Source organism: Streptomyces anandii JCM 4720, assembly GCF_014650655.1.
In the GTDB taxonomy this organism is placed as follows: domain Bacteria; phylum Actinomycetota; class Actinomycetes; order Streptomycetales; family Streptomycetaceae; genus Streptomyces; species Streptomyces anandii.
On sequence record NZ_BMVJ01000005.1, the window covers coordinates 188341 to 202197 of the forward strand.

Annotated in this window: 10 protein-coding genes and 1 pseudogene; 6 read left to right on the plus strand and 5 right to left on the minus strand. The window is 73.2% G+C overall.

Translation table 11 applies throughout. The features are described 5' to 3' along the window. Window positions 1-450: ADP-ribosylglycohydrolase family protein (locus tag IE249_RS37005; RefSeq protein ID WP_229858298.1), on the minus strand; the 450-nt coding region annotated here is incomplete at its 3' end. Between the two features lie 201 nt (window positions 451-651). Here IE249_RS37005 and IE249_RS11700 point away from each other — a divergent pair. The 4 genes and pseudogenes from IE249_RS11700 to IE249_RS11715 all read left to right on the plus strand — a co-directional run. After that, window positions 652-837: pseudogene (locus IE249_RS11700) on the plus strand (phosphoribosyltransferase family protein); the annotation flags it as partial. A 117-nt stretch (window positions 838-954) separates the two neighbouring features. After that, window positions 955-3039, plus strand: coding sequence for a PP2C family protein-serine/threonine phosphatase (locus tag IE249_RS11705; RefSeq protein ID WP_189704718.1), 2085 nt, complete (start codon window positions 955-957; stop codon window positions 3037-3039). A 547-nt stretch (window positions 3040-3586) separates the two neighbouring features. Next, complete coding sequence (locus IE249_RS11710) at window positions 3587-5302, plus strand: LCP family protein (RefSeq protein ID WP_189704719.1); 1716 nt, start codon at window positions 3587-3589, stop codon at window positions 5300-5302. A 169-nt stretch (window positions 5303-5471) separates the two neighbouring features. Continuing rightward, window positions 5472-5756 carry a hypothetical protein gene (locus tag IE249_RS11715; RefSeq protein ID WP_229858178.1) on the plus strand — a complete coding sequence of 95 codons (285 nt, stop codon included), beginning with the start codon at window positions 5472-5474 and terminating at the stop codon, window positions 5754-5756. Window positions 5757-5820: 64 nt separating this feature from the next. On the opposite strand, the gene IE249_RS11720 is transcribed toward IE249_RS11715, so the two are convergent. From IE249_RS11720 to IE249_RS11735, 4 genes are all read right to left on the minus strand, one after another. Continuing rightward, complete coding sequence (locus tag IE249_RS11720; RefSeq protein ID WP_189704721.1) at window positions 5821-9153, minus strand: acetyl-CoA carboxylase family protein; 3333 nt, start codon at window positions 9151-9153, stop codon at window positions 5821-5823. Then, window positions 9150-10157: an NADP-dependent oxidoreductase gene (locus tag IE249_RS11725; protein ID WP_189704722.1), complete on the minus strand. Its 1008-nt coding sequence runs from the start codon at window positions 10155-10157 to the stop codon at window positions 9150-9152. Before IE249_RS11725 ends, IE249_RS11720 begins: the two co-directional genes overlap by 4 nt. A gap of 76 nt (window positions 10158-10233) precedes the next feature. Beyond that, window positions 10234-11955 carry an SMI1/KNR4 family protein gene (locus IE249_RS11730; RefSeq protein WP_189704919.1) on the minus strand — a complete coding sequence of 574 codons (1722 nt, stop codon included), beginning with the start codon at window positions 11953-11955 and terminating at the stop codon, window positions 10234-10236. Continuing rightward, the gene (locus IE249_RS11735) at window positions 11952-12521 is read right to left on the minus strand and encodes a cysteine desulfurase family protein (RefSeq protein WP_229858181.1); all 570 of its coding nucleotides are present in this window, start codon (window positions 12519-12521) and stop codon (window positions 11952-11954) included. Before IE249_RS11735 ends, IE249_RS11730 begins: the two co-directional genes overlap by 4 nt. 185 nt (window positions 12522-12706) lie before the next feature. Between IE249_RS11735 and IE249_RS11740 the strand changes: the two genes are divergently transcribed. Next, the gene (locus IE249_RS11740; protein WP_189704724.1) at window positions 12707-13288 is read left to right on the plus strand and encodes a sugar O-acetyltransferase; all 582 of its coding nucleotides are present in this window, start codon (window positions 12707-12709) and stop codon (window positions 13286-13288) included. 13 nt (window positions 13289-13301) lie between these two features. Beyond that, a complete protein-coding gene (locus IE249_RS11745) occupies window positions 13302-13850 on the plus strand; it encodes a TetR/AcrR family transcriptional regulator (RefSeq protein WP_189704725.1) in 549 nt (182 codons plus the stop codon). Window positions 13851-13857 lie beyond the last annotated feature (7 nt).

Below are 13857 nucleotides of genomic sequence, written 5' to 3' on the forward strand. Positions count from 1 at the left end.
GTCCATGGTGACCGGCCGGCCGGCCCGTGCGAAGTGGACCGCGGACGTCGACGCCCTCATCAACGAACCGTTGCCGGCCGCCCGTTGATTGACCTGGAAGTGGACCGCGGCGGCCTGATCCCACGGCATGCCGTTCGTCAGTACGTCCTCGGTCTGCAGACCGATGTCTTTCGGATCGGCTCCCGCCCACCGCTGGAAGCGGGCGAAGACGTCCGCCAGGTCCAGCCCGCCCCGCTGCAGCAGCGACTCCGCGACAAGCACGGCCATCTGTGTGTCATCCGTGGCCTCACCCGGTTCCCAGCCTCCGCCCCCACACATCTCGCCACCGCACCCGGCATCCGGGAACCGGGCGGAGAAGGCACCCGGAGGGCCGAACTCGAAGGGGGCTCCCAGCGCGTCCCCCACCGCCGAACCGACGACCGCCGCGACGGCGTGCTCCCTGCGCTTGATGTGTTCCACCCGGGCAGGCTATCCGCGTCAGCCCGCAGAGGTCCGTGCATTTTTGTCGCTGGGCCGCCGGGGCCCGCCTCTCGCTTCCGTTCGTTCGGCTGTCGGATGCGAGCGGGTGTGTGCGGGGTAACCGCTGTGCCGCCCCGCCCGCCGATCCGGACGCCGGGCTCGCGGAGCCGGCCGCGAAGATCGACGCGGAGTACCGACATCAAGGGCAGGCACGTCCTGATCGTCGAGGACATCATCGATTCCGGGCCGGCCCTGTCCTGGCTGATCTCCAACCTCGGCTCGCGTAAGCCCGCCTCCCTGAAGGTGTGCACGCTGCCGCGCGAGCCCGAGGCCGCGGAGGTCGCCACCGACGTCGAGCGGGTGGGCTTCGACATCCCCGGTTCATGACCGTTCAACACTTGGCATCGAGAGACGTTTGCGGGCTTCTTCGCCGTGCGGCGGGTCCGGGGCTCTAGCGTCGGTTGCCTGCACGGGACGGGCAGGGGAGGCACCGTCATGAACGTTCCATCCGATGCGCTGGACCGCGTCCGCTCGGCGCTGCGGCAGGCGTGCAGCCCCTGGGAGGTGTCGGCGGCGCTGGCCGGCTCCTGCGCCTGGCTCGGAGTGGTCGGGTGGGCGCTGATACTGGCGCAGGAGGACGGCAGTCACCTGTTCCCGTGCGGCATCAGCGGACTGCCCCCGGTGTGGGAGCCTCCGCTGCGGCCCCTGGAACGCACCGGCGGCTGGCCCGTCTGCCTCGCGGCCCTCGGCCGGGTGTGGACCAGTCACGGTTTCGAGCGCCCCTACCCCGTCCCGCTGGCAATCGCTCCGGCCGCCGCGGCGGCCCTGCCCCTGCACAAGTCGCAGGGCGCGCTGGTGGCCGTCCGGCCGGGCACGGAGCCGTTCGACGACGCGGAGCAGACCTTCCTCTCCGCGGTCGCCCAGGAGGTGTCGGACACGCTGACCGGCCTGCTCACCGAATCGAAAGCCCTGCCGCAGCTGCGGCAGGTCGAGCGCGGGGCCTTCACGCTGGACCTGAGCCGGAACGAGATCGTGTGCGACCGCGTCTTCGCCGGGCAGCACCTCCTGCCCGGCCCGGGACGGCACGCCCTGACCGCCGCCCTGGCCGCGCTGCCCGCCACCGACCTGCCGCAGGCCCAGCAACTCCTTGGGCGCCTGCGGCAGGAGCCCGGCACCTACGAAGTCGTCTACCGGGTCCTCGGGCCCGAGGGCGTACGCACCCTGCAGGCCCGCTGTTCCCGCGCCGGCGACGCCCGCGACCGGGTGGTGCTCGCCGGCCATGTCACCGACATCACCCGCGACATGGACGATGCCGCCTCACGGGACGACCGCATGCAGCGCCAGATGCGCCGCGCCGAGCAGATACGCGCCCTCGCCTCCGCGTGCGCCTCGGCCGGCGGCACCAGTGAGCTGGCCGCGGCGGCCTGCGACGTACTGGCCGTCTTCGGCGCCGACGCCATCGTCCTCGCGGAGGCGGCCGACCAGCGCGTTCGGATACTGACCAGTCACGGTCAGCGCGAAGGCCATCTGGACGCGCTGCGGGACGTGGCCCTGAGCGCGAGCACCCCTCTCACCGACGCGTTGCGCCGGAACCGCGCCGTCTTCCTCGCCTCCCACGACGCGCTCATCGCGGCCTACCCGCACTACGCCAACAGCGCACCGCGCCTGGAGCGGCAGGCGTGGGCCGCCGTGCCCATCCCGCTGTCGGACCCCGACGCGAACCCGGCCGCCTGCATGCTGTCCTTCACCCGCCCGCACGCCTTCACCGCCGAGGACCACGCCCTGCTCATCGCCGCCGTGGGCCTGCTCGGCCGGGCCCTGGACCGCTGCCGCACCTGGGACGCGGAACACGCGCGCGCCCTCGCCCTGCAAAAGGGCCTGCTCCCCGCCGGACTCCCGGCCCTGCCGGGGACCGAGCTCGGCGCGTTCTACCTGCCCGCCGCGGCGGGCGCCTACGCCGGGGGAGACTGGTACGACGCCTTCACCACCCGTGACGGCCGCTGTCTGCTCGCCATCGGCGACGTCGAAGGCCACGACACCCACGCCGCCTCCCTCATGGGCCGGGTGCGCACCGCCATCCGCGCCTACGCCGTGCTCACCGACGACCCCGCCGAACTCCTGCACCACACCAACCGGTTGCTGACCGCGGACAACGACAGCGACCCCGGGCGGGCCCGTACCGCCACCTGCTGCATCGTCGTACTGGAACCCGCGACCGGACACGCACGCTGCGCCACCGCCGGACACCCCCGGCCGCTGGTGCACACGAAGGAGCGCGGTGTCCGGGAACTCGCCGCGGCCACCGGCCTGTCGCTGGGCATCTTCGCCGACAGCACCTACCGCTCCACCCGCCACCGGCTCGCCGACGGCGCGCAGCTCCTGCTCTACACCGACGGCCTCAGCGACCGGCCGGGCATCCAGCCCCGACGCGCTCGCGGCCTCCTGCACAACGCTCTTCGCCGGGCCGCCGCACTCCCCGTCGACACTGCCCTGCCGCACATCACCGCCCACTGCCTGGACGGCTCCCGCGCGGCCGACGACTGCGCCCTGCTCCTGCTGCGCCGCCCTTCCACCGCCTGATGCTCCCGGCCGCACGTGGCCCACGGGGTCGTGGCCCCTGCCCGCGCCGATCGGGATCCGCGTCCGGCGCGCGGCCGTACGGCGCTCACCGGGCGCAGTCGTACGGCGGCGTCCAGGCCGGTGCCGGGAGCCGGATGCGGGGTGATGTCGCCGCCGGAGGCGTGGACCAGGTGGCGGACGACGGGCAGGGCGAGGCCGGTGCCGTCGTGCTGGGAGCCGGAGGCGCGCCAGAAGCGGTCGAAGGCGCGGGAGGGCGCGTCCGTTGAGCGCCGGCCCAGCGAACGGAAAGCGGAAGTCCAGCGGTTCCCCGAAGTTCGCCACCGATCACCGATCCATTCAGCGCCCGACCGGCGGCTCGCGGCTCGCGACTCGCGCTGGTGCGCGGGCCGCGCGGGTCGGCGTGGAGGAGAGGCGCCGGCCGGTGTCGCGCGGCCGGATTCGTTTGCTAGATTGCGCAGCCAGGCAACTGACGTGCTCCCGCGTCGCCCGCCGTGCAACGCCGCTGATCGCCCGTTCCGCCGGGCCCGACCGTTCGTGGGAGTGGGAAATGAGCGACCCGTGGGACGGCCCCCGGGGCCAGGCCACAAGAAGCCGCACCTCGCCAGTGCCCCGGCAGCGCGACGCCGAGCCCGGCGCGGGACGGCCCACGGACGGGCGGGTCGCGTCCGCGTCGATGAGGGCGTCCCGTGCGAGAGGCGGGCACGGTGCGCGGTCCCGGCCCACGAGCCGGGCCGGCCGCGCGCTGCGGATCGGCGGAATCGGCCTGGCGCTGCTCGCGCTGGGCGCGACCGGCGCCGGCTGGTGGGTCTACCAGCACCTGAACGGCAACATCAACAGCGTCTCCCTCGACGGCAAGGGCGGCACGGAGAAGGCGGACGCGTTCGGCCGCACCCCGATCAACATCCTCGTCATCGGCTCGGACGGCCGGACCAGCTCGGAGGACTGCCGGCTGGGCGGCGGGTGCGCACAGACAGGTGTGCAGACGCAGACCAGCAGCAACGCGGACGTGGAGATGGTGGTGCACATATCCGCCGACCGCTCCAACGCCACCGTGATGAGCATTCCCCGCGACACCATGACCCGGGTCCCGGCCTGCGCGGACGCGAAGTCCGGCCGGAGCACGGCCGCCTACTACGGCCAGATCAACAGCGCCCTGCAGTACGGCCCCGCCTGTCAGGTGGCCACCGTCCACCAGCTCACGGGCATCCCCATCGACCACTTCGTCAAGCTGGACTTCGCGGGTGTGGTGAGGATGTCCGACGCAGTCGGCGGTGTGTCCGTGTGTGTCAGCGACAACGTCTACGACACCTACTCGCACCTGAAACTCGCCAAGGGCACCCACACCCTCAAGGGAGTCGCGGCCCTGGAGTTCGTCCGCTCCCGGCACGGCTTCGGCGACGGCAGCGACCTGGGCCGCACCGGCACGCAGCACCTCTTCCTGAGCGCGGTGATGCGTAAACTCAAGAGCGCCGGCACGCTCACCGACCCCACGGCGGTCTACGGCCTCGCGGACGCCGCCACCAAGGCCCTGACCGTGGACGACGCCCTCGGAAGCGTCAAGAAACTGGTCGGGCTGGCCTTGGACGTCAACAAGGTTCCGGCCCGCCGGATGACGTTCACGACGATGCCGACCGCACCCGATCCGGCCAACCGGGACAGAGTCGTCGTGGGCGCGGGCGCCAAGGCGCTCTTCGCGGCCGTCGCCGGCGACCGGTCGCTGACCACCGGCTCGGGCGGCAAGTCCGCGACGGCCGCCCCGAGCGCGAAGGCCACCGCCGCGTCCGCCGTGCCGGCCTCCCGGATCGCCGTGACCGTCGAGAACGGCACCGCCATCACCGGCCGCGCCTCCGCCGTCGCCACCGCCCTCACCGGCCAGGGCTTCAGCCCCGCCACGACCACGAGGAACGCCCCGGCCCCCGCCACCAGTACGACGCTCACCTACGGCGCCGGACAGGAGGCCGAGGCCCGGACGGCCGCGGAGGCCCTGGGCCTGCCCGCCTCGCAGCTGAGACAGGGGACCGGCCGCGGTCTGACCCTTGTCGTCGGCGGCGACTGGCCCAGCGGCACCACCTACCCGGACAACTCCCCGCCCGCAGCCGCCGATTCGGGCACGGCGGTTCCCGACGCCCACGCCCGGACCGCCGACCAGGCCAGAACCTGCGCACCGGTGAGCCCCTACAAGACGGTCAACCTCGACGGCACCCCCATGACCCCTTCCCAGGCGTACGCGGCGGCGAGAGGGGTTCCGGACTCGGACGCCTGAGAGCCCAACAGCCTTCGCGAGCACGGGCGTTGCGCGCGGGGCCGGCCGTCGGTGTCACAGAGCGGCGACGGCGACCACCGCGTCCGCCCGTCCCGCCCCGGCGGCGGCACCCTGATCAGTGCCCTCGCCCCCGACACCGCGGCCCTCCGCCGCCGCCTGGAACATCTGCGTGATCGCCTACGCCGTACGGCAGCGGCGCTCCGGGACCCGCCACTCGGCCCCGCGCTACCTGCTCCTGCCCGCCGCCGGCGCCGCGGTCGACGTCTACCTGATCACCCAGCTCGGCGGCACCGCCGTGCGGCTCGGCCTCGGCTGGCTGCTCATCGGCATCCTCTGGCTCGCGGTCATCACCAAGGGCTTCCGCCGCCCCACCCCCGGACTGCGGCTCCGCGAGGCCGGGAACAGCGGCGCCGGGGAGCCGGGAGCCGCCGACTCCCTCCAGCCCACGGCGTGAACCGTGCCCGGGGCTCCCTGCCGCGTGGTGCGGCGGGGAGCCCCGGCTCGCGCGTCACCAGGCGTCACCAGGTGTCGATGCCGGGCCGGCGCTCGCTGTTGACCCAGTGGTCCCGCGGCGGTGCGGGCCTGGCGAGGAGGGCGGCCGCGACGACCGTCCGGGTCTCGGCCGGGTCGATCACGTCGTCGATCTCCAGATGGCGCGCGGTGTTGACCGCGCCGCCCTGTTCGTAGCCGAGGGCGACGAGCCTGTCGAACTCGCGTTGCCGCTCCGCCGGATCGCCGATCGCCGCGAGGAAGTCCCGCGCGCCGAGCCGTACGGCCCCCTCGATGCCCATGCCGCCGAACTCGCCGGTCGGCCAGCTGACGGTCATGGCGGTGTTGTGGAACCCACCGGCCGCCATGGCCATGGCGCCCAGCCCGTACGCCTTGCGCAGGACGACCGTCACGACGGGCACGGTCATGTTCGCGCCGAGGACGAAGAGGCGCGAGAAGTGCCGTACGGCCGCCTGCTTCTCCGACTCCGGTCCCACCATGAACCCCGGGGTGTCGCACAGGGACACGACGGGCAGCGCGTAGGCGTCGCAGAGCTGGAGGAACCGGGCGATCTTATCCGCGGCGCGCGCGTCGAGGGCTCCGCCGCCCGCCGACGGCTGGTTGGCGACGACGCCGACCGGCCGGCCGTCGAGACGGGCGAGCGCGGTGACGGCCGCGGTGCCGAAGCCCGCCCGCAGCTCCAGGACCGAACCGGTGTCGAACAGCCCGGCGAGGACCTTCCGCACGTCGTACACGTGCTTGCGGTTCTCGGGAACGACGTGGCGCAGCAGCCGCTGATCGGGCGCCTCGGACTCCGGCAGGTCCCCCTGGAAGTAGCTCAGGTACCGACGGGCGACCGCCGCCGCCTCGGCCTCGTCCGCGACGACCACGTCCACCACGCCGTTGCGGCTCTGCACCGTGACCGGGCCGACCTCCTCGGGCGCGAAGGAGCCCAGGCCGCCGCCCTCGATCATCGCCGGGCCGCCCATGCCGATCGTGGAGTCCTCCGTGGCGATGACGACGTCGCAGGTGCCCAGCAGGGCGGCGTTCCCGGCGAAACACCTGCCGGCCGCGATGCCGACGGTGGGGACCCTACCGCTCAGCCGGCCCATGGAGACGAAGGTCGTCAGATGCAGCCCCGCCACGACCGGCACGTCGGTGTCGTTGGGTCTGCCGCCTCCGCCCTCCGCGAAGAGGATCACCGGATGCCGCCGCCGGTGGGCGATCTCCAGCAGACGGTCGGTCTTGCGGTGGTTGTAGTACCCCTGGGTCCCGGCCATCACCGTGTAGTCGTACGCCAGCACGGCGCACGTCGAGCGGTCCTCCGGGAAGACGTCGCCGTTGACGCGCCCCAGGCCGGTGACGATGCCGTCCGCCGGGGACTTGGCCTCCAGGTCGGCCGGTTCACGCCGGTTGCGCTGAGCGGCGACCGCGAAACCGCCGTACTCGACGAGCAGACCGCCGTCCGTGACGGCGGCGATGTTCTCCCGCGCGGTGCGCTGCCCGCGCCGGTGCCGTCGGGCGACCGCCTCCGGCCGGGCCTCGTCGAGCCTTCGCCGCCGCCGCTCCAGCAGTGCTTCAAGATCCGGTCGTATGCGGGCGGGGTCGACGGGGGAGCCGTCGCCGTCCGCGTCCCCGGTGGCGTCCCCGGTCAGTTCCAGGACGACGAGGGTGTCACCCTCACTCACCGTCTCGCCGGGCGGGACCGCCACGGCGCCGACCACGCCGGCCGCCGGCGCCCGGACCGGGTACTGCATCTTCATGGCCTCCACGGTGAACAGCGCGTCGCCGCGCGCCACCGTCTGCCCCGGCACCACGTCGACCGCGAAGACCACACCGCCCAGGGGCGCGCGGACCGCGTGGCCGCCGGGCGGGACGCTCTCGTGCCGGCCGGCGGGGAAGGCGTCGGCCGGCGGGGGAGAGGAGACCGGTTCCAAGCCGGCGGCCCGTCGCAGCAGTGCGTCCGTGTTGCGTTCGACCCATGCGGTGTCGCAGACGCCCGCGGCGAAGTCCGGGTGCGCGAGTACGGCCCGCTGGAACGCCAGGTTGGTCCCCACCCCTTCGATACGGCACTCGGCGAGGGCGTGGGAGGCGAGCCGCACCGCTGCCTCGGCGTCCGGGGCGTGGGTGACCACCTTCGCCAGCAGCGAGTCGTAGCGGGGGTTGAGGGCGAGACCGCGGTAGCCCGCGGCCTCGACACGCACACCGGCGCCCGTCGCCGTCTCGAACTCGGTGACGGTGCCCGTGGCGGGAACGACCTCGCCACCCGGGCGCGGCTCCTCCGCGTTGATCCGCACCTGGACGGCGTGACCCCGCGGGTCCGGCACGTCGGGCTGCTCCAGCCGCAGGTCCGCCAGGGAGGCGCCGCCCGCGAGACGCAACTGCAGGACGACCAGGTCGACGCCGAGCACCTCCTCCGTGACGGTGTGCTCGACCTGCAGGCGGGGGTTGGTCTCGATGAAGTGGAAGCCGCCGTCCGGCTGCGCGAGGAACTCGACGGTTGCCACCCCGGTCACGCCTGCCGCCGCTCCGAGGCGTACGGCCGCCTCCAGCATCCGCGCGCGTGCCTCACCGGCCAGGACCCTGCTCGGGGCCGACTCGATCAGCTTCTGGTGGCGGCGCTGGATACTGCAGTCCCGGTCCCACAGATGGGCGACCCGCCCCTGGCGGTCACCCACGAGCTGCACCTCCACGTGGTGGGCACGCGGGAGGAAACGCTCGATGTAGAGGTCGCCGTTCCCGAAGGCCTGCCGTGCCTCGGCGGCGCACTCGGCGAACGCCCGCTCGACCCCGCCGCGGTCGCGGACCACGCGCACACCGCGGCCACCGCCGCCGGACACGGCCTTGACGACGACGGCCGCCTCGGCGCCGAATTCGCCGGCCTCGCGGTCCCAGAAGGACAACATCTCGCCCACCGTGGTGGGTCGTCCGGTGCCCGGCACCACCGGCACGCCGGTGTCCGCGGCCAGCCGGCGGGCGCGCGCCTTGTCCCCGAAGAGCTCCAGGGTCTCGGCGGTGGGGCCGACGAACAGGACACCCGCGTCCCGGCAGGCCCGGGCGAGTTCCGGGCTCTCGGACAGGAACCCGTACCCCGGGTGCAGCGCGTCCGCCCCCGCGTCGACGGCGGCCTTCACCACCGCCTCGACGTCCAGATAGGCGGCGGGACCGGTGCCCGCCAGCACCTGGAGCTCGTCGCAGCGCCGGACGTGGAGGGAGGCTCCGTCGTCGGACGACCGCACGCCCACCGTCGCGATCCCCAGGGCCCGGCCCGCCCTGAGGACACGGCAGGCGACCTCGCCCCGGTTGGCGACCAGCAGCTTCCGGATCGGGCGGACCGGGGGGACGGAGGCCGTGGCGGTCATGCCAGTTCGAGGACGAGTTTGCCGGTGTTCTCGCCGCGGAAGAGCATCTGCAGTGTCCCGGGGAAGTCGTCCACGCCTCCCCGGACCACGTGCTCCCTGACCTTGACGCGGCCGGCGCCGATCCAGGCGGAGATGTCCCGCGCGGCCTGCGCGTAACGCTCGGCGTAGTCGAACACGACGAAGCCCTCCATACGGGCCCGCCGCACCAGCAGCGAGAGGTAGTTGGACGGGCCCTTGACCGGTGTGGCGTTGTTGTACTGGCTGATCGCGCCGCAGACCACGACGCGCGCGTGCATCGCCAGCCGGGTCAGGGCCGCGTCGAGGATGTCCCCTCCGACATTGTCGAAGTAGACGTCGATGCCGTCGGGGGCGTGCCGGCGCAGGGCCTTGCGGACGTCCTCGGCGCGGTAGTCGATCGCCGCGTCGAATCCCAGCTCCTCCGTCAGCATCGCGCACTTCTCCGGTCCGCCGGCGATACCCACCACCTCGCAGCCCTTGACCTTGGCGATCTGGCCCGCGATGGTGCCCACCGCCCCGGCGGCCCCCGACACCACGACCGTCTCGCCCTCCTTCAGCGCACCCACGTCCAGCAGGCCGAAGTAGGCGGTCATGCCTGGCATCCCCAGCGCGCCGAGGTACGTCGAGGGCGGGGCGAGAGCGGTGTCGATCTTCATGGCGCCCCTGCCGTCGGAGACCACGTACTCCTGGACGCCGAAGGTGCCCACCACATGGTCGCCCGGCTGGAAACCGGGGTGATCGGAGGCGGTGACCTCGATGACCGACCCGGCGCGCATCACCTCGCCGATGGCCACGGGCGGCAGGTAGGAGGGACGGTCGTCCAGCCAGCCCCGCATCGCGGGGTCGAGCGAGATGACGCGGGTGCGGCCGGCGAAGCGGCCGGGACCCGGCTCCTCGACGGGTCCGTCGCAGTGTTCCCAGTCCCCGGGCTTCACTTCGCCCACCGGGCGGGCGGCCAGACGGACTTGGCGGTTGGTCGCGGACATCACGCCTCCTGTCGAGTACGGTTCGCCGCAGCGTACCGACTGGTAGGTATCGCCAGGTGTGTGACGTCCGACACGGTCAGCTCGGTATGCCGCCGTAGTCCGCCGGAGGCACCGGTCCCCTGTGCATGCGGATCACCATGTACCCCTCGCCCTCCCCGGGCGGTCGCGTCCAGGAACGAGTGGTGAATGTGTGCAGCCGCCCCTTCACGAGGGCGTGACGAGGCAGCCGGACACCGAACTCCCGGGACACCGCCTCCAGCACCGGCCGTTCCGCCTCGGCGCCGTCCTCCGTGCTCCCGAAGAAGCGGCTCGGATCCAGCGCCGGCGGTATCTCCCCGCTCCTTTCGATCTCCCCGTCCGCGTACGTGAACGAGTACTGCTCCGCGCCGTCCTGAGCCACCGACAGGTGGAAGTACGGCTTCCCGTGCCATGCCCTCAGGCCGTTCCACACCACCACCGCGCGCGTGCCCGTGCTCGCGGCCGAGGCCGGGGAGACGAACCGCGGCCGGTGGAACGGGGCCGGGTCGCCGTCGAAGGCGAAGCTCCAGCCGGCGCCGGCCCGGCCGACCGCCATGAGAGCCCGGTCCTCGGAGGAGGAGAACTCGCTCCTGTTCCGCGACGACTCGTTGCGCGCCTCCCAGAAGGTCATGGGCTCGTTCAGCACGGTGCCGTCCCCGTCGGCGAGCCGGCCCGGCAGCTCCTCCGGCTCCACACCCTCCACCAGGACGAACCGGTAGGACGTGCGGTTGTTGCCCGGGTCCGGTTCCGCGAGCCATGCCAGGCCGCCCTCGTCGAGCCCGGCCGCCGGTGCCGGCGCCTCACCCGCCTGCCCGCCCCGCGCGGTGGCCAGCAGCTCGCGGCCCCGCTCCGGCGTCAGCAGCGGCCCGAGCACCGGGTCCGCCACCCAGCCCAGGGGCGCCAGATGGTCGGGGCCCAGCGGCTCCCACAAGGGCACCGCGGCCATCAGGGTCCGCCACGCCTCATCGGTGTCTCCCCAGCGCGCCGACTCCCGCGCCCGCTCGACCGCCTCCCCGAACGGTCCGGCCGCCGTGTACCGGTACGTGCCGTCGCGTACCTGCCCCAGCATCGAGTAGGCCAGCGCCACCAGATCCTCGTCGGCGCCGCGCAGATGGAACATCAGGGTGGAGTCGTCCCAGTGCGTATTGTGCGCGTGCTCGGCCACCAGCGGCGGCAGCAGTTCGGGCGCGTACCGCGGATCCGTCACCAGGCCCTCGAAGTACACCATGTAGGTCTGTCCGAGCAGGCGGCGTATCTGGTCGCCGAGCCCGGCGGCCCGCGGTCTGCCGTACCCCTTGGCCTCGTCCAGCGTCTTCCCGGCCCTCTCCCAGCCGCCGCGCAGCGCCTCCAGCCGGGCCTCCTCGACCGCGGCGTCGAGCTCTCGCGTCGTGTCGTTGACGAACACCGGCTCCTCGTCGCTCCCGCCCGCCCGCAGGCTGTGGAACTCCCGGTGCATGTCCCGCATGAACTCGAGGAAACTGGCGTGCCGTTCGGGCGGCTCGGCCCGCCAGCTCGCCCATGTGTACACGGCCCACTCGCCGTCCTCGTCCACGTCCTCGGGGTCCATGAGGACGTGCGTGACGTCCGACTCCACGTCCAGCTGCAGCCCGCGCCGCCAGATGTCCGCCTCCCGCCGCTCCTCGGGCCCGGCGTCCTCGTCCAGGTCCTCCTCGAACATCGCCCCGAGCCCCGACTCGTCGTTGTGCCAGCGCGCGTCCTCGGTCCCCGCCAGCAGCCACACGAACCCGCCCGCGTGCCGCCACCCGTCGGTGACCTTCAGGCGTACATCTTGTGCCCCACGATCGTGAGCAGATCGACGCCCAGCGACCGCACGTCGACCGGAATCCTCCCCATCGCCTGCGCGGCGTCGCAGTGGAACAGCGCCCCGTGCTCGTGGGCCAGCGCGGCGAGTTCCCCGACCGGCTGGAGAGCGCCGGTCTCGTTGTTGGCGGCCATCACCGACACCAGCACCGTCTCCTCGCTGAGTGCGGCGTCCAGGGCGGCCGGCTCGACCAGGCCGTACTGGTCGACGGGCAGGACCGTCACCCGCGCGCCGTGCAGCCGCTCCAGAGCGCGGCAGGTCTCCAGGACGGCCGGATGCTCTGTGACCTGAGTGATCACGTGCGGGCGCGGCCGCCTCGCCGCGAGGACCGCGCCGCGCAGTGCGAGCAGATCGGCCTCGGACCCCGAGGCCGTGAAGACGACCTCGCCCGGCCCGGCGCCGATGAGTTCCGCGACCTGCCCGCGCGCCTCGGCCAGCGCCCGGCGGGGCGTGCGCGCGTACGCATGGCTGCTGGAGGGATTGCCGAAGCAGCCGGCGAGATACGGCCCCATCGCCTGAACCACACGGGGATCCACCGGGGTGGTCGCGTTGTAATCGAGGTAGACGGGCCCGTCACCCAGCCCCGGATGCGGGGAGCACACGAACCGTAGTGGATATCGGTATGCATCGCCTTTTCGTACCCCATTCATGAGCGAATCCCCCGGATTCGCGGACGTGACTCCGACCCAGGGAGCGTACGATCGTACGCATGCCGACCGACTACTTCGCCGACGACCCCCGCACCAACGTGGAACGCATGCTCGCGGGCGACCTCTACATCGCCGACGACCCGGAGATCGCGCGCAGGCAGCAGCGTGCGATGCGCCTCGCCGCCCGGTACCAGGCGGCGCACCTGGAGGACCCGGGCACGGCCCGGCCGGTCCTGACCGAGCTGCTCTGCTCCGTCGGCGAGGACGTCGAGGTGAGGCCACCGCTCTACGTCGACTACGGCAGCAACATCACCATCGGCGCCCGCACGTTCGTCAACTACCACCTCACCGCGCTGGACGTCGCCGCGATCACCATCGGCGAGGACTGCCAGATCGGCCCGAACGTCCAGCTCCTCACGCCCACGCACCCCGTGGAACCGCGGCCCCGGCGCGACAAGCTGGAGGCCGCGCTGCCCATCACGATCGGGAACAACGTGTGGCTGGGCGGCGGCGTGATCGTGTGCCCCGGCGTGACCATCGGGGACAACAGCGTCATCGGCGCGGGCGCGGTGGTGACCAAGGACATCCCCGCCGATGTCGTCGCCGTCGGAAACCCGGCCCGCCCGGTCCGGACCCTGTAGGGCCAGGCCGCCGATGGCCACCGGACACGCCGACCCGCAGCGCCGCGAGCGCATCCTCGCCGCGACGCTCGACCACATCGCCGAGGAGGGCGTGGCGGGTGTCTCGCACCGCAGGATCGCCGCCCGCGCTGGCGTCCCCCTCGGCTCGATGACGTACCACTTCGGCGGCATGGACGAACTGCTCCGCGAGGCGTTCACGTGCTTCGCCGACCGGATCGTCGCCGTCTTCGACGAGCACCTGAGCCGGGCGGCGACCCGCGAAGAGGCGTGTGAGGCGGTGACCGACCTCGTGCACACGCTCTCCGACGGGCCCCGCCGTGACCTGATCCTGGCCCAGGAGCTCTACACGCTGGCCGCCCGGCGGCCGGAGTACCGGCAGCTGACCCGGGCATGGATGCGCCGCAGCCGGGAGCTGCTGGAACGGCATTTCGACCCCGGCACCGCACGCCAGCTCGACGCACTCGTCGAAGGCCTCGCCCTGCACCGCGCCCTGGACGACGAAGCACCCCACGACCGGGCCCTGACCCACCAGGCGGTCACCCGTATCACCGCCGGCGCCTGACGGGGCG

What these genes read in the sequence shown, in the direction of transcription:
- IE249_RS11705 (WP_189704718.1), top strand. Translation starts at nt 955, where the DNA reads ATGAACGTTCCATCCGATGCGCTGGACCGCGTCCGCTCGGCGCTGCGG.
- IE249_RS11710 (WP_189704719.1), top strand. Translation starts at nt 3,587, where the DNA reads ATGAGCGACCCGTGGGACGGCCCCCGGGGCCAGGCCACAAGAAGCCGC.
- IE249_RS11720 (WP_189704721.1), bottom strand. Translation starts at nt 9,153, where the DNA reads ATGACCGCCACGGCCTCCGTCCCCCCGGTCCGCCCGATCCGGAAGCTG.
- IE249_RS11725 (WP_189704722.1), bottom strand. Translation starts at nt 10,157, where the DNA reads ATGTCCGCGACCAACCGCCAAGTCCGTCTGGCCGCCCGCCCGGTGGGC.
- IE249_RS11740 (WP_189704724.1), top strand. Translation starts at nt 12,707, where the DNA reads ATGCCGACCGACTACTTCGCCGACGACCCCCGCACCAACGTGGAACGC.
- IE249_RS11745 (WP_189704725.1), top strand. Translation starts at nt 13,302, where the DNA reads ATGGCCACCGGACACGCCGACCCGCAGCGCCGCGAGCGCATCCTCGCC.